Here is a 17935-nt window from a genome sequence, read left to right on the forward strand (position 1 = left end):
TCCGCCGGCGAGGACCAGGCGGATCCGGCCGCCTGCGCGGGGGCCGCGGGCACCGGGGACTGCAGCGCGGCCGTCTCCTGCAGATCCACGCCGGGACCGGACGGGGAGTCCGCCGCGGGAGCGGCCGGCTCCACCTTTCTGAACCAGTCGGACTCCACCGCCGCGAAGATCGGCAGGAACTCCTCCCGCTCCTCCTCCAGCGCGGAGGGCTCGCGCACCACCGGCAGGGGGCCCGTGCTGTCCGCCTCGGTGTCGAACGTGCGGCGCGCCTGCGCTCCCGGCCCCGGCCGCGCCTCCTGGCGCGGGTCCGGCCACACGCCGGTGTCCCCGCGCATGGGCGCGCTCGGCCAGGATCCCGGGTTCTCCCGGGAGATCTCCGGCCAGGCGGGACCGGCTCCCGGCGCGGGCACGTGTCCGGGCCAGGGGGTGTCTACCGGCGCGCGGCCGAGGTGGCCCTCCGGCGCCGAGGAGCGCCCGTCCCCGCCGAAGGAGGAGAAGGAGGACCGCCCCGCGTCGAACGAGGACTGCGAGGCGTCGAAGGACGAGCGCGGGTCCGCCGCGAACGAGGACTGCGAGGCGTCGAAGGAGTTGAAGCGCGATCCCGCGTCGAAGGAGTTGAAGGCCTGCTGGGCCGCCTCGAAGGAGGCGAACGCGGGCCGGGAGGCGTCCAGCGAGACCGGGCTGGCCATCACGGGAGGCCGTTCCACGGCGGGCGCCGAGGGCGTCTGCGCGCCCCAGTCGCCGCCGTGTGCCGCGGGCTGCGCTCCCGGCACCTGCCCGGTGGGGGCGAGCAGGTTCTCCGGCAGGAGCACCATCGCGGTCAGGCCGCCGCTGTCCTGCTGGCGGAGCTGCACCCGGATGCCGTGGCGCAGGGCCAGGCGGCCGACCACGAACAGGCCCATCCGCCGGGAGACCGAGACGTCCACCACGGGCGGGTGGGCCAGCCGGTGGTTCGCCTGCGCCAGCTCCTCGGCGGTCATGCCGATGCCGAGATCGGTGACGGAGACCATCACGCCGCCGCCGTCGATCCGGTTGCTCGACACGATGACCTTCGTCTCCCTAGGGGAGAAGGAGATCGCGTTCTCAACGAGCTCGGCGACCAGGTGGACGACGTCGTTGACGGACGTGCCCGCCACGGAGACCCCGCCGGACAGCCGCAGGTCCACCCGCTCGTAGTTCTCGACCTCCGACAGCGAGGCGCGGACCACGTCGATCAGCGGGACCGGCTGGCTCCACCGGCGCGCGGGTTCCTGCCCGGCGAGGACCAGGAGGTTCTCGCTGTTGCGGCGCATGCGGGTGGCCAGGTGGTCCAGCCGGAACAGGCTGCCCAGGCGGCCCTCGTCCTGCTCGCCGTGCTCCAGGCTCTCGATGAGCGCCAGCTGGCGCTCGACCAGGGTCTGGCTGCGCCGGGAGAGGTTGACGAACATGGCGTTGACGTTGCTGCGCAGCGTCGCCTCCTCGCCCGCCAGCCGTACGGCCTCGCGGTGGACCTCGTCGAAGGCGCGCGCGACCTCGCCGATCTCGTCGGCCGAGACCACGCCGATCGGCTGGACCTCCACGGAGGTGACCTCGCCCCGCTCGCGCATGCCCTGCACGGTCTCCGGCAGGCGCTCCCCCGCGATGGACAGCGCCTCGGTGCGCAGCCTGCGCAGCGGCTTGACCAGGGAGCGGGCCACGATCACGGTGACGATCAGGACCATGAGGAGCAGCAGCGCGGTGAGACCCGCGGTGATCAGCGCGCCGCGCTGCTCGGTCTCCTGGAGGGCGCGGCTCTGCGCGATGACGGTGTCGGCGATCCGCTTCTCGACCTCGCGCATGCGGTCGACCGTGTCGGAGGCGGCGTCGAACCAGCTCGCCTGGTCCCCGGCCCCGGACCGGGACACGTCGACGCGCAGGAGCGGGGCCTGCTCGTTCGCCAGGACCAGGGCGCGCAGCCGCATCGACTCCGCGCGGTCCTTCTTCTGGCTGCTGACGGTGTCGTCGAACAGCTGCCGCTGCGCGACCGTCGCCTCGGACTGGAAGGCCACGAGCTCGCTGTCCCGCTCGGCCCGGGCGGCGATGAAGGCGTCCAGGCCCTCGGAGGTGAATCTCCGCTCGGCGAGGGCCACGGCGAGGATCGCCCGTTCCGCGGAGGCCCGCTCCTTGGCCCGGGCCAGCGCGCCGAACGCGTTCGCGCTGGCGGCCAGCCCCTGGTCCGTGACGCCCTGGACGATCTCGTCGTGCAGGGCCAGCAGGCTGTCCAGCGTCCGCGAGTACATGGCGATCGTGGGCTGGGCGGGGAGCTGAGTCTTCAGCGCGGTCTCGCGCATGCTCTTGAGCTCGTCGATCCGGTTGCGGATCTGTGCGAGCTCGGCTCTGCCGCGGTCACCGAAGTCGTCGGCCTGTCCGCCGCCGAGGATGAGGTCGACGCGGTCGCCGACGTCATCGGCCGCCCGGTCGACGGCGGCGTACTGCTCCTCCAGCTTCGCCCGGGCGGCGCTCCCGCGGCCTGGGCCACGAAGCGGGCGGACAGGTCGCGTTCCTCCTCCAGCTCGTGCGCCAGCTCGCTGATCTCGGCGGTCAGCTCGGCGCCGCCGCGTACGCGCTCGTACTCGGCGGCGCTGCTGAGCGAGGTGACCGTCCGCAGGCCGCCCAGGACGATCGCCGCCATGGTCGGGATGGCGATGAGCGCGATCAGCCGCGACCGCACCCGCCAGTTGCGGAGGGCCAGCTTCCTGCCTCTCCTCGCGGTGCCGCCTGCCTCGGTGCCGGGCACCCGATCGCCCTGCGGCGATTCCCCCGGAGCGGCGGAGCCCGGGGCGGAGCCCGACCTCGGTTCGCGCTCGCTGGGAGTTGACGCTGTCCTCACTGGCCTCCGCTGCCTCTCCTCGGATCGTCTGCTTAGAGGGGGGATCGCGTCACAACGGTTGATACGCATGTGACGCCGACGCATCCATGGGGTAGGAGTTATTGGAGCACAGCCGGATGAGTTCGGCCAACGGCACATAAGTCGCGGATTATCCGTAACCGGCACACGCCATCCGCAATCGGACAACAACTCCCTGTCCGATCTGACAGACTTCTGCAAAGCGGAGAATCGGTCCCTCCTCGGACGCCGAACACGCCTCCATCAAACCGCGACAAGCACCCATAAGGGCACCAAAAAGTCTGTTTATGCCCATTTGACCATATGGACCGATATTTGTTATTTGGTTCACCCTCTCCGCTACTCTGATCCGCGATCGACATCCCCCTTGATCACCTGCCTCACGGGACCTCCTCTGCGCCGCCCGCTGCTTCGGCGAGTCCCGCCAGGGCGGATCAACGCAGTGAAGGAGACCCCATGAGGTTCAGACTTGCCGGACGGGCCGCCGCGGCGGGACTCGTCGCCGTGCTGGCGCTCGCCGCCTGCGGCTCCGACCCGGAGACCACGACCGCCGCGACGACCGGCGGGCCGCCGGCCCGGAGAAGACCCAGCTCACCATCGGCGCGCTGCCCATCCCCGACTCCGCCGCGCTCTACATCGCCAACAAGCGGGGCTTCTTCACCGAAGAGGGCCTCACCGTGAAGATCGAGGTCATCCAGGGCGGCGCGCAGGCGCAGCAGAGCCTGCTCGGCGGCTCCCTGGACGCGACGCAGACCAACTACGTCTCGACCTTCTTCGCCGTCTCGGCCGGCAACAAGATGAAGATCATCTCCGACCTCTACCAGGCCACGCCGAACTCCTTCAACCTGATGGTCGCCAAGGGCTCCCCGATCAAGACCCCCGCCGACCTCAAGGGCAAGAAGATCGCGGTCAACAGCCTCAAGAACATCGGCACGCTGGCCGTCACCTCGGTGCTGAAGACCCACGGCCTGACCGCCGAGGACGTGCAGTTCATGGAGTTCCCCTTCCCCGACATGGCGGGCCAGCTGGAGAAGGGCGTCGTCGACGCGGCCTGGATGACCGAGCCGCACCTGACCGTCGCCGCCACCAAGATCGGCGCCCAGAAGCTGGCCGACACCATGACCGGGCCCACCGCGGACTTCCCCATCGCCGGCGTGATCGTCACCGACAAGTTCGTGAGCGAGAACCCCAAGACCGTCGCCGCCTTCCAGCGCGCGGTCGCCAAGGCCCAGCAGATCGCCGCCTCGGACCGCAAGGCCGTCGAGGAGATCCTGCCGACCTACACCAAGATCGACGCGGCCACCGCGGCCGTCATCACCCTCGGCACCTTCCCCACCAGCCTCGACGAGACCCGCCTGCAGCGGGTGGCCGACCTGATGGTGGAGCAGGGGTACCTCAAGAGCCCGATCGAGGCCAAGTCCATCCTCCCGGGCGCCAACGGCTGATGACCGGGCGCTCCCTGCTCGACAACAGACCGCTCTGCGGCGCCGTGGGCGTCGCAGGGCTGTTCTGCCTCGTGGAACTCGCCGGGCGGACCGGGTTCATCGACCCGATCGTGTTCCCGCTGGCCTCCACGATCGTCGGCCGCGCGGCGGCGCTCGCCGCCGACGGGGACTTCCTCACCGACGTCGTCTCGACCCTGGGCGCCTGGGCCGCCGGGCTCCTGCTCACCGTGCTGGTCGCCGTCCCCGCCGGCTTCGTGCTCGGCACGCTGCCCCGCGTGGAGACCGCCTTCCGGCCCCTGCTGGAGTTCCTCCGGCCCATCCCGTCCGTGGCTCTGATCCCGCTCGCCCTCCTGCTGTTCTCCGACAGGTTCGACATGAAGATCGCGGTGATCGTCTACGCCGCCTCGTGGCCGGTCCTGATCAACACGATGTACGGCCTCAAGGACGTCGACCCGCTGGCCAAGGAGACCCTGCGCAGCTTCGGCTTCGGGCCGCTGGCGGTGCTGTGGCGGGTCTCGCTGCCCAGCACCGCGCCGTTCATCGCCACCGGCGTACGGCTGGCCGCCTCGATCGCGCTCATCCTGGCGATCAGCGCCGAGCTGCTCGCGGGCGGTTCCAGCGGCATCGGCACGTTCATCATCGAGGCCGGGAGCAGCCCCGACGCCCTGGAGTTCATCGTCGCCGCCACCATCTGGGCCGGGGTGATCGGGATCGTCTCCAACACCCTGTTCACCCTGGTGGAGCGGAGGCTCTTCCATTGGCACCTCGCCCGGACGGGGGGTGCCCGGTGATGCGCGTCCTGCGCGGTCTCGGCCGCCTGTGGCTGATCCCCGTCGTGCTGGTGGCCTGGGAGGCCGCCACCCGCGCCGCCGAGGACAACTTCTTCCCCCCCGCCCACCGCGATCGCGGTCCGCATGCACGAGATGTGGCTGTCGGGCCCGCCCGAACGGCTCTGGCTCACCGACGCGGCGGTGGAGAACATCCCGACGAGCGTGGGCAGGCTCTTCGCCGGCTGGCTGCTCGCCGGCGTGATCGGCATCTCCCTGGGCCTCGTGCTCGGGCGTTCCGCGGTGCTCTCCCGGTTCCTGGACCCGCTCATCGAGTTCGGCAGGGCCATCCCGCCTCCCGCGCTGCTCCCCTTCTTCCTCGCCCTGTTCGCCGCCGGCGCGCAGATGCAGATCGCCACGATCGTGTTCGGCATCATCTGGCCGATCCTGCTCAACACCGGCGACGGAGCCCGCCACGTCGACCGGCAGCACCTGGAGACGTCCCGGGTCTTCGGGTTCTCCCGGAGCCAGCGGTTGCTCCGCGTCATCCTGCCCTCCGCGATGCCCAAGATCTTCGCCGGTCTGCGGCTCAGCCTCTCCCTGGCGCTGATCCTGATGGTCATCTCCGAGCTGGTGGGCAGCACCAACGGAATCGGCTTCCAGCTCCTCGACGCCCAGAGGTCGTTCGACCTGCCCGGCGTGTGGGGGACCATCGTGGTCCTCGGTGTCCTGGGATACGTGCTCAACTCGGCCTTCCTGGCGGCCGAGCGACGCCTGCTGTCCTGGCACCGGGCCGCCAAGCAGACGATATGAGGACCCGCCGTGCTTGAGATCTCCAACCTGACCCACACCTACGGCAGCGGACCGGGCGCCCACCACGCCCTCGGCGGCATCGATCTGAAGGTCGCCGAGGGTGAGCTGGTGTGCATCGTCGGCCCTTCGGGCTGCGGCAAGTCCACCCTGCTGCGCTCCATCGCCGGACTCCTGCGTCCCACCGGCGGGAAGGTGGTGCTGGGCGGCGCCGTCGTCGACCGGACCCCGGACGACCTGGCCGTGGTCTTCCAGGACTACAGCCGCTCCCTCTTCCCGTGGATGTCCGTGGCCGACAACGTCTCCCTGCCCTTGCGACGCAAGGACATGGACAAGAAGCAGCGCAGGAGCGCCGCCCTGGAGGCCCTGGAGCAGGTGGGCCTGGAGGGCGCCGCCGCCAAGTACCCGTGGCAGCTCTCCGGCGGCATGCAGCAGCGGGTGTCCATCGCCCGCGCGCTGGCCTACCGCCCCTCCCTGCTGCTGATGGACGAGCCCTTCGGCTCGGTCGACGCGCAGACCCGCGAGGACCTCGAGGACCTCACCCTGCGCGTGCGCAGCCACCACAACATGACCATCCTGCTCATCACCCACGACATCGACGAGAGCGTCTACGTGGGCGACCGGGTCGTGGTCCTGTCCAAGGCCCCCGCCCGGGTCGTCGGGGACCTGCGGGTCGGCCTGCCCGGCCCGCGCGACCAGATCACCACCCGCGAGCACCCCGACTTCGTGCACCTGCGCGCCGAGGTCGGCCGGCTGGTCCGCGGCATGCGGAGCCCGTCCGCCTCCGCCTCCTGAACCGCTCGCCGGTACGGCTTTCCGAGAGACTTCCGAGAGAGAGGACCGTCCATGGACGACCCACAGGCACCGGTCTGGGACGTGATCGGCGGGGTGTCCCGCTTCGCCGCCCTGGCCACGATGGCCGAGCTGGGCTGCGCCGACCAGCTGAAGGAAGGCCCGCTGAGCACCGGTGAGCTGGCGGCCCGCTGCGGCGCGGACCCGTCCGCCCTCGGCCGGGTGCTCCGCCAGCTCGCCTCAATGGGGTTCGTCTCGGCGACGGCCCCGGGCGTGTACGAACTGACCGCCTCCGGAGCCGTGCTCCGCGGCGACGTCCCCGACTCGCTGCGGGCCGCCGTCCGGATGATCGGCGAGGAGGGCTTCTGGTACGGCCTGGGCGCGCTTCCGCGGACCGTGCGCACCGGCGGGTCCGCCTTCGCCGAGCGGCACGGTCCGCTCTACGGCTACCTCAAGGAGAACCCCGCCGCCGGGCGGCTGTTCGACGAGTACATGGTGGCCAGGGCCTGGCCGTTCGCGGAGGCCGTGGCCTCCCGCTACGACTTCTCCGGCGTGCGCGCCCTCGTCGACGTGGCCGGCGGCAAGGGGCACATCCTCGCCGCCGTCCTGAAGGCCCATTCAAACGTGCGCGGCGTGCTGTTCGACCAGGAGGCCGTGGTCCCGGGCTCGCGGGAGTTCTTCACCGAGGCCGGTCTTGAAGACCGCTGCGAATGCGTCGCGGGCGACTTCTTCGTCTCCGTGCCCTCCGGCGCGGACGCCTACCTGCTGGGCAGCGTGATCCACAACTGGTCCGACGAGGACGCGGTGCGGATCCTGCGCAACGTCAGAAGCGCGATGGCCGACGACGGCCGGGTGCTGCTGGTGGAGCTGGTCGTGCCGGACGACGACAGGCCGCACATCAGCAAGGACGTGGACATGCGGATGCTCGCCCTGTTCGGCGAGGGGGTGGAGCGCAGCACGTCCGAGTACGCCGAGTTGCTGGGCAAGGCCGCCCTCCGGTTCGAGCGGCAGATCGAGCTGCCCGGCGGGGCCTCCGTCATCGAGGCCCTGCCCGTCTGAGAGCCCGTCTGAGAGCCCGTCTGAGAGCCCGCCTGAGAGCCCGCCTGAGGGCCGGCCCATCTGAAGGCCCGCGTGAGGGCTGCGGTCCTCACGCGGGCCGGGCCCGGTCCTACGGCGCCGGCGGAGGGCGGGACGCCCCCGCCGCAGGCCCCTCGTTCCCGCAGAATCCGCCAATCACCTCCGGACAATGCGCGAACATTTCCAATGAAGGGAATGGAGGACCGGATGATGTCCGCCATTTCCGAAACCAGGAGACGACGGACCGGAGCCGACCGCGCGGACGCCCCCGGCGCCCGCGCTTCCGCGACGCCCGGTGAACGCGCACCCGTCCGGTCCCGCATCCGGGAAAAGGATTCACCCGCCGTCCGGATTAACGGTCCCGGAACCGTCCGGATTCATCGGTCCGGTGCCGCCCGGATTAACGGATCCGGTGCCGCCCTGCCGGATACGAGCATGAATCCGGCGTGAATCCGGCGGCTGAGGGCGTCCGCCGTACCGTGGTTTCCCGTCCGGGAGCACCGCCCGCCCGGAACCCGATTCCGGGCCGGGCGATGAACGCGCGGCGGAAGCGGGCCGCGCGCCTCCCTTTCCCCTCTCCACGCCGGTCCGCCCGACCCGCGAACCCCGCCGGTCCGCCCGGCCCGCGAACCCGGCGGGGAAGGACCGGGTCAGCCGCGGGTGACGCTCCACGAGGCCCGCTCGTTGAGGAACCTGACGTCCGTGTCGGTGATCCGGCGCTGCGCGGCGGCCATCTCCGCCAGTTCCTCCGGCGTGAGCACGTCGGCGATGTCGTCGAACCCGTCCGGCGCCCGCTCGGTGACCATCGCGATGGTCTTCTCCATCGGCAGTTCCCGGTGGGCCAGCACGAGCTCGCCGGTGACGGGCCGGCGCTCCGCCTCGTAGGCGGCCAGCCCCGCGACGGGATCGCCGGCGGTGGCCAGTTCCCTGGCCAGGACCCGGGCGTCCAGTACGGCCTGCGAACCGCCGTTGGCGCCGATGGGGTACAGCGGATGCGCGGCGTCCCCCAGCAGGGTGACCCGGCCCCGGCCCCACCAGGGGAGCGGGTCCCTGTCGACCATGGGGTACTCCAGGATCCGCTCGGAGGCGGAGATGAGCGCGGGCACGTCCAGGTAGGGGAAGTGCCAGCCCTCGAAGTGCGGGAGCACGTCCTCCAGCCGGCCCCGCCGGGACCAGTCGGCGGCCGTGACGGGACCGGGTTCACCGGTCAGCACCTCGGCCACCCAGTTGATCAGCACCCGCCCGTCGCCCCGCCGGGCGATGGGGTAGACCACGAACTTGGCCGACCGGTTGGAGCCCGCGACGACCTGCGTGGCCCCGTCGAGGAAGGACTCCCCCTCGGCCGTGCCCCGCCACATCCGGATGCCGTTCCACAGCAGCGGCCCGTCGTCCGGGTGCAGGCGGGCGCGCACGGCCGAGTGGATGCCGTCCGCGCCCACCAGGACGTCGGCCGTCTCCTTCAGGGTCTCGCCGGTGCGCACGTCGCGCAGCGACGCCGTGACCCCGGCGCCGTCCTGCTCGAAGTCCTCCAGCGAGAGGCCGGTCCTGACCGCGCCCGGCCCCAGGCGTTCGCGCACCGCCGCCAGGAGCGTCATCTGCAGTTCCCCGCGGTGGACGGCGTACTGGGGCCAGTCGTAGCCCGCGATCGTCCCGCGCGGCAGCGGGAGGATCACCCCGCCGTGCCTGTCGGTGAACATGAAGTAGTCCATCGGGACGCCGAGCCCGGCGAGCTCCTCCCCCAGGCCCAGTTCGGTCAGCTCACGCACCGCGTGGGGCTGCAGGTTGATGCCGACCCCGAGCGGGCGCGGCTCCGCGACCGACTCGGCGACCGCGCAGTCGATGCCCGCGGCGTGCAGGCTCAGCGCGGTGGCCAGTCCTCCGATGCCGCCGCCGATGATCAGTACTCGCATGACTTCCCCCGTGTCCGTCGGAGGCTCACGCCGCCTCCCTCGCGTTCAGGTGCCAACGGAGCGCCCGCCGCTCCACCGCCACGAAGACGGCGTTGAACAGGTATCCCAGCAGGCCGAGCAGCAGGATCCCGGCCCACATCTCGGGCAGTTCGAAGCTGCGCTGGGCTCCGATGAGGAGGGATCCGATGCCCGCCGTACTGCCGACGAGCTCGGACAGGACCATCAGGATCAGCGCGATGCCCAGGCTGATCCGGAGTCCCGCCACGATCTTCGGGGCCGCGCCGGGCAGGACGACCCAGAGCAGCCTGCGCCCTCCCCGCACGCCGAAGACCTCGGCGCTGTCCAGATGGAGCGGGTCCACCGTGCGGACCCCGTCGACGGTGTTGAGCAGCACCGGCCAGACGACGCCGGAGACGATGGTCGCCACCTGCATGGGCGTGCCGAGGCTGAAGACCGCGACGTAGAAGGAGAGCAGGGTGGGCGGGGGGATCGCCCGCCCGAAGTGGACCATCGGCTCCACGTAGTCGGACAACCGGCGCGACAGTCCCAGCGCGACCCCGATCGCGACCCCGGCCAGGCAGGCGAGCGCCCAGCCGCCGAACAGGTTGTACAGGCTGTGCCCGAAGTCCTCCAGCGCGTCCTCGGTGAGGAAGACCCGGCTCGCCGGACCGGAGAACCACAGGTCGTGCATCGTGACGACGATCTCCGACGGCGGGGGGAAGTAGCTCTCCCCGACGATCCGGGTGACCGCCTCCCAGGCGGCGAGCAGCAGCGCCGCGAGCCAGAGCCGGGAGAACAGCCCTCGCAGGACCTGACCGGTCCCGCCCGCCGTACCGGGCAGCGGGCTCATGCCGCCGCCCTTCCGGTGCGCGCGAAGTGCCAGCGGAAGGCACCCCGTTCGGCCTTGACCAGCAGCGCGTTCACCAGGAGGCCGAGCGTCCCGGCCCAGACCGCGCCGGCCAGCGTCACATCGGTGTTGCCTCCGGCGCTGCCCGCTTCGATGAGGAAGACGCCCAGGCCGCTCGTCCCGCCGCTCAGCAGTTCGGCGCCCACCACCACGACCAGCGCGATGCCGGCGGCGACGCGCACGCCGGTCGCGACGAACGGCGCGGCGCTGGGCAGCGAGACCCGCCACAGCACCGCGAGGGGGCCGAAGCCGAAGCTGCGCAGGGTCTCCTTCGCCAAGGGGTCCACGTCGCGCAGGGCGTAGAGGGTGTTGAGCAGGATGGGCCAGGTCGCGGCGTAGAAGATCAGGGAGACCTTCATCTCCGTCTCCGAACCGAACAGCAGGATCGCCAGCGGGATCAGCGCCACCGAGGGGATCGGGCGGAGGAACTCCACCACGATCCGGCTCGGCACGCTGAGCCACGGGACGGATCCGAGCACCACGCCGGCCGCGACCGCCGCCACGAGGGCCAGGGCGAGCCCGATCAGCCAGGCCAGCACCGTGTCCGCCATGCCGGTGAGGAACACGGGGTCCCCCGCCAGCGTGACGGAGCGGGCCAGCACGGCGGACACGGGCGGGACGAGCTCCGGGTCGACGACCTCCAGCCGGGCGGCCGCCTCGGCCAGTGCCACCGCCGCGCAGACCCCGATCACCCCGCGGACGGCACGGGTTCCGGTCATTTGCCGGTGAAGATGAGGTCCTGCGCCTTGATCGGCGCGTCGAGGAGGCCGTACTCGTGCATGCTGTCGGCGACGCGCTGGAGGCGGGTGGCGTCCAGCGTGGTCGGGAAGGTGCCGATGGCGAGGCTGCCGGCCGCGGCCTCGGGGATCTTGGTGTACTTCGGGATGACCGCGACCACGTTGGCCCGGTCGGCGGCCAGTTCCTGGGCCTTGCTCATCGCCCGCTGGAACGCCGCCACGGTCTTGGGGTTGGCGGCGGCGAACTCCGCGGTCGCCGCGTAGCCCGCGATCGGGAAGTCAGCGGTGGGACCCTGGGAGGTGTCCCAGACGACCCGGGCGCCGATGTTCTGACCGATGAAGGTGCCGAACGGCTCGACGACCTGGGCCGCGTCGACCGTGCCGGCCTTCAGCGCGCCCTCCATCTCCGGGAAGGGGAACTCCGCGAAGTTCTTGTCCTCGTCGAGCTCGATGTTGTGCGCCTTGCCCGCGACGCGGATCAGCATCGTGCTGATGTTGCGCTTGGTGTTGACCGCGATGGTCTTGTCCTTGAGGTCGGCGACCGTCTGGATCGGGCTGTCCTTGGGAACCATGATCACATGCGTCTTCGGCGCGCTCTGGAAGCCGTCAGAGACGAGCTTCAGATCGATGGCGCCCTTGGCCGTCGCGCTGAAGAACGAGACGTAGTTGCCGAAGCTGATGTCCAGGCTGCCGCCCTTGAGCTTGGGGATCGCCTCCGCGCCGCCCGCCAGGACGCTCGTCTTGACGTCGAGGCCCTCGGCCTTGAACAGGCCCTTCTCCATCGCGATCTGCAGCGGGGCCGTGTCGACGACCGGCATCGTACCGACGTTGATCGTGGTCTTCTCCAGGCCGGAGCCGCCCGCGGAGGCCCCCGAAGCCCCGGAGGCGCCGGTCGGCTCATCGGCGCCGCCGCACCCGGCGACCGCCATCAGAGCCAGCGTCAGCAGACCGACGAACGACGAGTGGAGTTTCATGCATCCTCCAGGAGGAAAGCGGAGAGGGCCGCCCGGCACAAGGCGGCGGCCTCCGGAAACGGCGGAATCTCAGGGCGAGGAATGCCGATTAAATTACCCCTGCCACTCCAGTATCAAGTCCCCCTTTTAGTATATAACTTGACGATATGGAGGAAACTGTCATAAACCGGTCAAGTCGCTCTGAGTGAACCCCGGCCCGGCCGCTCTTCACTCGCAATTCAATGAACACCGCCTTCGACACCCCCTCGCCGGACCTCCGGCCCAGATCGGATCGGTCCCGCGAGCAGGCGGCCCTTTTCGCCGGCCCGCGCCGTCGAACCGCAGATCGGCGGTCCGATCCCTCGGTCTCCCATTCGGCCGGCACCGCGCGCGTCCGGAGCCGGCCGCCCTCCCGGTCCCGTTCCTCGGCGGCCTCCGCCGCACGCCGTACGGCCTCCCCGCAGGAATCCGCACGTCACAGGCGCCCCTGGCGCCGGAAAGTCACCGCCTTCTCTTGAATCACCGTTCAATAGAGGAATCTCTCGTACTCCTCACATAACAGGTGGTGAGGAGTACGGGAAAGCACCGGCCACCGCCGCCGCTGAAGAGGTGTCCGGCAAGTCGCCGGCGCTCCACGCATTCCGCTCCCCCCTTTCGGGCACGCCATTATTTAAATAAGATCCCCTACCTCGCCGTAACGATCACATATCCGCTAGGCTGACGCGCCGTCATGCCGCGCCCTTCCCCCGCATTGCGACCGATGCGGGCGAACGCGGCTCCCGGTCAAGGAGGTTCCATGGGAAACAGACGCGTGATCCGCAGCTCCCTCATCGGGCTTGTCGCGACTTTGGCACTCGCCGCATGCGGCGCTTCCGGCACCGAAGCGGAGAAACCGGCGAGTGCCAACGGCCTTGAGAAGACCGAGTTGACCATCGGCGTCGTGCCGGTGCCCTCCTCCGCCCCGCTTTTCATCGCGCAGGAGAGAGGCTTCTTCAAAGAGGAGGGCCTGACCATCAAGACGGAGACGATCCAGGCTCCGCAGGCGGTCATGCCGAAGATCCTCAACGGCCAGATCGACGCGTTCCTGACCAGCTATGTCTCCTTGATCGCCATCAGCGACTCCGGTGCGGCCAAGTTGAAGATGCTCGCGGAGTCCCAGCAGGGCGCACCCGGCGTCAACGGGGTCGTCGTCGTCAAGGACTCCCCGATCAAGGAAGCGAAGGATCTCAAGGGCAAGACCATCGCGGTCAACGTGGTCAAGGCCCTCGGCGAGGTCACCGTCAGCGCCCAGCTGAAGGTGCACGGCATCTCGCCGACCGACGTGAAGTTCGTGCCCGTGCCCTTCGCCGATCAGCTCGCCCAGCTCAAGTCGGGCACCATCGACGCGGCGTGGACCACCGAGCCCTACATCTCCGCCGCGCAGAAGGACCTCGGCGCCAACCTGCTGATCGACACCCTGTCCGGCCCGACGGAGGGCCTCCCGCTCGACGGCTGGGCCGCCACGGACGACTGGATCGCCAAGAACCCCAAGACCGCGGCGGCCTTCCAGCGCGCGATCGGCAAGGCGCAGCAGATCGCGGCGTCCGACCGGCAGGCCCTCAACAAGGTCATCCCGACCTTCACGCAGATCCCCGCCGACGTGGCCGCGACCATGGCGATGGGCACCTTCTCCACCTCGCTGAACCCCACCCGGGTCCAGCGCGTGGCCGACCTGCTCTCCGAGTTCGGGATCACCAAGAACAAGGTCGACGCCGCCTCCCTCCTGGCCTCACCCCCGCAATGAACACCGGTACGGCGCTCCGCGGTGCTCTGGGCATCGCGGGGTTCCTCCTCGCCGCCGAGACCCTGGGCCGGACGGGGGTCGTCGATCCCTACGCCATCCCGTTGGCCTCCTCCGTGCTCTCCGGCGCGTTCGGCCTCCTGATGGACGGGGAGTTCCTCTCCGGGATCGCGAGCACCCTCTCCTCGGCCGCGCTCGGGCTGCTGCTGGCCACCGCGGCGGCCGTGCCGTCCGGGCTGCTGCTGGGCACCTTCCCCAAGGCCGAGCGCGCCGTACGGCCGCTGGTGGAGTTCCTGCGCCCCATCCCCTCGGTGGCGCTGCTGCCCCTGGCGCTCTTCGCCCTGGCGGACCAGGGGAAGACCGCGTTGATCGTGTACACCTCCTACTGGTCGATATTGATCAACACGCTGTACGGCCTGCGCGACGTGGACCCCCTCGCCAAGGAGACGCTGCAGAGCTTCGGCTTCGGTCCCTACGCCGTCGTACGCCGGGTCTCCCTGCCGAGCGCCGCGCCCTTCATCGCCACGGGTGTGCGGATCTCCGCCTCGGTCGCCCTCATCGTCGCGGTGAGCGTGGAGCTCGTGGCCGGGGGCGACGGCATCGGCACCTTCGTCAGCGACGCGGCGGCGGGCAACCGCAGGGATCTGATGATCGCGGCCACCGCCTGGACGGGCGCCATCGGCCTGCTGGTCAACTCCGCGCTCACCGGGGCCGAGCAGCGGGTCTTCCGCTGGCACCGGGCCCACACCGGAGAGGAAGCCGTATGACCGCCGTCGCAGCGGGGAACCGGGTGGTCGCGGCGGTGATGCGGATCACCCGCCTGTGGATCGTGCCCGTCGTCTTCCTCGGGTGGGAGGCGGCCGCCCGGCTCGCCGGCGCGGTCTACTTCCCGCCGCCCTCCGAGATCCTGGTCCGCCTGCACGAGCTGTGGTTCTCCGGTCCGCTCGGCCGCCTCTTCCTCACCCAGGAGTCGATCGACCACCTGCTGCCCAGCCTGGGCCGCCTCTTCCTGGGCTGGGCGGCGGCCTGCTCGGTCGCCGTCGCCGCCGGGGTCGCGCTGGGCCGCTCCCCCGTGGCGTACGACTGCGTCAGCCCGCTGATCCACTTCTTCCGGTCGATCCCGTCACCGATGCTGATCCCGATCGCCATGACCCTGACCGGGGTGGGCACCCCCCTGCAGCTCGCCGCCATCGTCTTCGGCGTCGTCTGGCCCGTGCTCATCAACACGCTGGACGGCGCGCGCCAGGTGGACCGGATGTACCTGGAGACGTGTGAGGTGTTCGGGGTGTCCAGGACCGCCCGGCTACTCCGGATCATCCTCCCCGCGATGGCGCCCAAGATCTTCGCCGGCCTGCGCATCAGCGTGGCGCTGGCCCTGATCATGATGATCATCTCGGAGTACGTCGGCAGCACCGAGGGGATCGGCTACCGCATGCTGGTGGCGCAGAGCCAGGTGGACATCCCCTCCATGTGGACCGCCATCGTGCTCCTGGGGATCCTGGGGTTCACGCTCAACGCCGCCTTCCTCCGGGTCGAGCGGCGCCTGCTCACCTGGCACCGGAAGGCCCGCCGGACCGGTTGACGCGACGACGGCCTCCGGGAGCGGGGGCCGCTCCCGGAGGCCGGGGATCCTCAGACGCGAAGGGTGAGGACGTGCTCGACCAGGGTGATCAGGGTCGACTTCACCGCCTCGCGGGACCGGGCGTCGGTCCTGACGATCGGGACGTGCGGGGAGATCGTCAGCGCCTCCCGGACCTCCTCCTCACCGTGGAGGTGGTCGCCGCCGAAGCCGTTCAGGGCGACCACGAACGGCAGGCCGGCCTCCTCGAAGTAGTCGATCGCCGGGAAGCTGTCCGCCAGCCTCCGGGTGTCGACCAGGACGATCGCGCCGATCGCACCCTTGACGAGGTCGTCCCACATGAACCAGAACCGGTGCTGGCCCGGCGTACCGAACAGGTACAGGATCAGGTCCCGGTCCAGGGAGACCCGGCCGAAGTCCATGGCCACGGTGGTGGTCCGCTTCGTCGGGATGTGCGAGAGGTCGTCCACCCCCGCACTCGCCTCCGTCATGACCGCTTCCGTGGTCAGCGGCATGATCTCGGAGACCGCGCCGACGAAGGTCGTCTTGCCGACACCGAAGCCGCCGGCAACGACGATCTTCGTCGACGTCATCCCGGCGTCAGAGCCTGCGAAGCCCACTGAGCACCCTTTCAAGCAAGTTGAGATCCGGCTTTCCGGCATTCAGCGACGGCTGGTGGATCTGCACCAGGCCCTCGGCCGACATGTCCGCGATCAACACCCGAGTCACGCCCAGCGGCATACGCAGCAGAGCCGAGATCTCGGCGACCGAACGCACCTGGCGGCACATCGACATGATCGCCTGACACTCTGTGGAGAGCATGGAGGGATCCACACTCGGAGCGGTCGCCGAGGAGACCAGCGCCTCGAGCGCGAGCTGCGTCCGAGGAGCGGTCCTTCCCCCGGTCACAGCGTACGGACGGATCAGACGATCTCGCCCGCTCTTGGCCTGAGGCGGCGGCTCGTTCATCGGATGCTATCCCTCCTTATCGGTTATTGTCCTGCTGTTGCGCGAGTGATGACCGCCTACCGCTGAGATGCCTGGAGCTCCGCCCGCAGGGCCGGGGTCAGCGTCTGCCCCGCGCGCTCCGCCAGGAGCGTCATCTGGTAGGCCACCAGGCCCATATCGCAGTCCGGCGAGGCCAGTACGGCCAGTGCCGAGCCGTCGCTGATCGACATGGTCAGCAGGAGGCCCCGCTGCATCTCGATCACGGTCTGCACCACCGGCCCTCCCTCGAAGACCCGGGCGGCTCCCTGCGTCAGGCTGATCAGGCCCGCCGTGATCGCGGCGAGCTGGTCGGCGCGGTCCTTCGGGAAGCCCTGCGAGTAGGCGAGCGGGAGGCCGTCCGCGGAGACGATCACCGCGTGGGCCACGCCGGGCATCTCCTTGACGAACTCGGTGATCAGCCAATTGAAGCCGCGGGCGGCCTGACTGAGTTGGTGGTTCACTGCTTCTCTCCCTCGGCGGCGTTGGACCGCTCGTTCATCTCGGCGCGACCCTGCCGTACACCTTGCTGGAAACTGGACAGACGACTGCGCACCCGCTCGGCCGAGATCGGGGGCATCGGGGAGACCGGCGCCGCGGGCGCGGAGGGAGCCGATCCCGGGACCAGGTTGGCCTTGGGCACCCGTTTGGGCAGGCCCGCCCCGGTCAGGCCGCCCTCGGCGGGCTTCCTGGCCGCCTCGGCCGCGGCCCATCCCTGGTCGGCGGGGGTGCTGCTCCAGGGCTGCCGCTCGGCCGGCGCCGCGGGCGCGGGCCGGTGCTCCTCCCCGGTGGCCCCGGAGTCCTCGGCCGGCCCGGACCCGGCGGACTCATCCGTCTCATCCGGCTTGTCGGTGGGGATGCTGCTGCGGAACCAGTCGGAGCCCACGGCCGCGAAGATGGGCAGGAACTCCTCCGGCTCCGGCTCGGTCGCCGACACCCCGACCGCGGGCAGCGTCTGCGTGTTCTCGCCCGGGTCGAGCCGGGGCGGCGACCACAGGTCCGCCGCCGACGCCTCCTGCCAGGAGGGCTGAGCCGACCGCTCCTGCCAGGACGGCTGATCCTGCCAGGACGACTGGGCCGCAGGCGGCTCGGGGGCCGCCGACGCCTCCTGCCAGGACGGCTGATCCTGCCAGGACGGCTGGTCCTGCCAGGACTGCTGGGGCGGCGCAGGTGACCGGGGCGGCGCGGGCGGCTGGGCCGGACGCCCGGACGGCGGCGCCGGAGTCGGAGTCAGCGGCGAGGACCACAGGCTCTCCACGTCCGAGGCCGACACCACCGGCTTGGACCACAGATCCGCCACGCTGGGCGGCGGTCCGGCGGGAGCCTCC

Annotated in this window: 16 protein-coding genes and 1 pseudogene; 8 read left to right on the forward strand and 9 right to left on the reverse strand. The window is 70.7% G+C overall.

Annotated elements, in window-relative coordinates; translation table 11 throughout:
- Positions 1 to 2873 (reverse strand): sensor histidine kinase (locus ACWJ6R_RS12710; RefSeq protein ID WP_449062424.1); only part of this gene is annotated, 2873 nt, incomplete at its 3' end.
- 604 nt (positions 2874 to 3477) lie between these two features.
- Here ACWJ6R_RS12710 and ACWJ6R_RS12715 point away from each other — a divergent pair.
- From ACWJ6R_RS12715 to ACWJ6R_RS12735, 5 genes are all read left to right on the forward strand, one after another.
- Positions 3478 to 4311 (forward strand): ABC transporter substrate-binding protein, encoded by an 834-nt coding sequence (locus tag ACWJ6R_RS12715; protein WP_449062425.1) that lies wholly within the window; start codon positions 3478 to 3480, stop codon positions 4309 to 4311.
- Positions 4311 to 5102, forward strand: coding sequence for an ABC transporter permease (locus ACWJ6R_RS12720; protein WP_449062412.1), 792 nt, complete (start codon positions 4311 to 4313; stop codon positions 5100 to 5102). The genes ACWJ6R_RS12715 and ACWJ6R_RS12720 overlap by 1 nt, the downstream gene beginning before the upstream one ends.
- A 123-nt stretch (positions 5103 to 5225) precedes the next feature.
- On the forward strand, positions 5226 to 5891 hold the full coding sequence (locus ACWJ6R_RS12725) for an ABC transporter permease (RefSeq protein WP_449062413.1): 666 nt from the start codon (positions 5226 to 5228) through the stop codon (positions 5889 to 5891).
- Positions 5892 to 5900: 9 nt separating this feature from the next.
- Entirely contained in the window at positions 5901 to 6683 is a 783-nt protein-coding gene (locus ACWJ6R_RS12730) for an ABC transporter ATP-binding protein (RefSeq protein WP_449062414.1), read from the forward strand.
- A 51-nt stretch (positions 6684 to 6734) separates the two neighbouring features.
- Entirely contained in the window at positions 6735 to 7739 is a 1005-nt protein-coding gene (locus ACWJ6R_RS12735; protein ID WP_449062415.1) for a methyltransferase, read from the forward strand.
- Positions 7740 to 8407: 668 nt separating this feature from the next.
- On the opposite strand, the gene ACWJ6R_RS12740 is transcribed toward ACWJ6R_RS12735, so the two are convergent.
- Genes ACWJ6R_RS12740 through ACWJ6R_RS12755 form a run of 4 tightly spaced genes read right to left on the reverse strand, consistent with a single transcriptional unit; the run spans position 8408 to position 12285 of the window.
- On the reverse strand, positions 8408 to 9667 hold the full coding sequence (locus ACWJ6R_RS12740) for a flavin-dependent oxidoreductase (RefSeq protein ID WP_449062416.1): 1260 nt from the start codon (positions 9665 to 9667) through the stop codon (positions 8408 to 8410).
- 25 nt (positions 9668 to 9692) lie between these two features.
- Positions 9693 to 10517, reverse strand: a complete 825-nt coding sequence (locus ACWJ6R_RS12745) for an ABC transporter permease (protein ID WP_449062417.1) — start codon at positions 10515 to 10517, stop codon at positions 9693 to 9695.
- Positions 10514 to 11293 carry an ABC transporter permease gene (locus ACWJ6R_RS12750; RefSeq protein ID WP_449062418.1) on the reverse strand — a complete coding sequence of 260 codons (780 nt, stop codon included), beginning with the start codon at positions 11291 to 11293 and terminating at the stop codon, positions 10514 to 10516. Before ACWJ6R_RS12750 ends, ACWJ6R_RS12745 begins: the two co-directional genes overlap by 4 nt.
- Entirely contained in the window at positions 11290 to 12285 is a 996-nt protein-coding gene (locus tag ACWJ6R_RS12755; protein ID WP_449062419.1) for an ABC transporter substrate-binding protein, read from the reverse strand. The genes ACWJ6R_RS12750 and ACWJ6R_RS12755 overlap by 4 nt, the downstream gene beginning before the upstream one ends.
- Before the next feature lie 775 nt (positions 12286 to 13060).
- On the opposite strand from ACWJ6R_RS12755, the gene ACWJ6R_RS12760 reads away from it, so the two are divergent.
- Genes ACWJ6R_RS12760 through ACWJ6R_RS12770 form a run of 3 tightly spaced genes read left to right on the forward strand, consistent with a single transcriptional unit; the run spans position 13061 to position 15626 of the window.
- Positions 13061 to 14047, forward strand: a complete 987-nt coding sequence (locus ACWJ6R_RS12760; RefSeq protein WP_449062420.1) for an ABC transporter substrate-binding protein — start codon at positions 13061 to 13063, stop codon at positions 14045 to 14047.
- Entirely contained in the window at positions 14044 to 14811 is a 768-nt protein-coding gene (locus ACWJ6R_RS12765) for an ABC transporter permease (protein ID WP_449062421.1), read from the forward strand. The genes ACWJ6R_RS12760 and ACWJ6R_RS12765 overlap by 4 nt, the downstream gene beginning before the upstream one ends.
- Entirely contained in the window at positions 14808 to 15626 is an 819-nt protein-coding gene (locus ACWJ6R_RS12770; protein WP_449062422.1) for an ABC transporter permease, read from the forward strand. The genes ACWJ6R_RS12765 and ACWJ6R_RS12770 overlap by 4 nt, the downstream gene beginning before the upstream one ends.
- 50 nt (positions 15627 to 15676) lie before the next feature.
- Here the strand turns inward: ACWJ6R_RS12770 and ACWJ6R_RS12775 are convergent, their stop codons facing one another.
- The 4 genes and pseudogenes from ACWJ6R_RS12775 to ACWJ6R_RS12790 all read right to left on the reverse strand — a co-directional run.
- Entirely contained in the window at positions 15677 to 16216 is a 540-nt protein-coding gene (locus tag ACWJ6R_RS12775; protein ID WP_196449374.1) for a GTP-binding protein, read from the reverse strand.
- A 7-nt stretch (positions 16217 to 16223) separates the two neighbouring features.
- The gene (locus tag ACWJ6R_RS12780) at positions 16224 to 16592 is read right to left on the reverse strand and encodes a DUF742 domain-containing protein (RefSeq protein WP_449062423.1); all 369 of its coding nucleotides are present in this window, start codon (positions 16590 to 16592) and stop codon (positions 16224 to 16226) included.
- A gap of 56 nt (positions 16593 to 16648) precedes the next feature.
- Positions 16649 to 17071, reverse strand: coding sequence for a roadblock/LC7 domain-containing protein (locus ACWJ6R_RS12785; protein ID WP_068895050.1), 423 nt, complete (start codon positions 17069 to 17071; stop codon positions 16649 to 16651).
- Positions 17068 to 17935: pseudogene (locus ACWJ6R_RS12790) on the reverse strand (hypothetical protein); the annotation flags it as partial. The gene ACWJ6R_RS12785 and the pseudogene ACWJ6R_RS12790, both read right to left, overlap by 4 nt.

The organism is Planomonospora algeriensis (assembly GCF_977012225.1).

Excerpts from the sequence above, each read along its gene's own strand:
- ACWJ6R_RS12720 (WP_449062412.1), top strand. The coding sequence starts at position 4,311 with ATGACCGGGCGCTCCCTGCTCGACAACAGACCGCTCTGCGGCGCCGTG.
- ACWJ6R_RS12745 (WP_449062417.1), bottom strand. The coding sequence starts at position 10,517 with ATGAGCCCGCTGCCCGGTACGGCGGGCGGGACCGGTCAGGTCCTGCGA.
- ACWJ6R_RS12750 (WP_449062418.1), bottom strand. The coding sequence starts at position 11,293 with ATGACCGGAACCCGTGCCGTCCGCGGGGTGATCGGGGTCTGCGCGGCG.
- ACWJ6R_RS12760 (WP_449062420.1), top strand. The coding sequence starts at position 13,061 with ATGGGAAACAGACGCGTGATCCGCAGCTCCCTCATCGGGCTTGTCGCG.
- ACWJ6R_RS12755 (WP_449062419.1), bottom strand. The coding sequence starts at position 12,285 with ATGAAACTCCACTCGTCGTTCGTCGGTCTGCTGACGCTGGCTCTGATG.
- ACWJ6R_RS12770 (WP_449062422.1), top strand. The coding sequence starts at position 14,808 with ATGACCGCCGTCGCAGCGGGGAACCGGGTGGTCGCGGCGGTGATGCGG.
- ACWJ6R_RS12775 (WP_196449374.1), bottom strand. The coding sequence starts at position 16,216 with ATGACGTCGACGAAGATCGTCGTTGCCGGCGGCTTCGGTGTCGGCAAG.
- ACWJ6R_RS12725 (WP_449062413.1), top strand. The coding sequence starts at position 5,226 with ATGCACGAGATGTGGCTGTCGGGCCCGCCCGAACGGCTCTGGCTCACC.
- ACWJ6R_RS12735 (WP_449062415.1), top strand. The coding sequence starts at position 6,735 with ATGGACGACCCACAGGCACCGGTCTGGGACGTGATCGGCGGGGTGTCC.
- ACWJ6R_RS12765 (WP_449062421.1), top strand. The coding sequence starts at position 14,044 with ATGAACACCGGTACGGCGCTCCGCGGTGCTCTGGGCATCGCGGGGTTC.
- ACWJ6R_RS12740 (WP_449062416.1), bottom strand. The coding sequence starts at position 9,667 with ATGCGAGTACTGATCATCGGCGGCGGCATCGGAGGACTGGCCACCGCG.
- ACWJ6R_RS12780 (WP_449062423.1), bottom strand. The coding sequence starts at position 16,592 with ATGAACGAGCCGCCGCCTCAGGCCAAGAGCGGGCGAGATCGTCTGATC.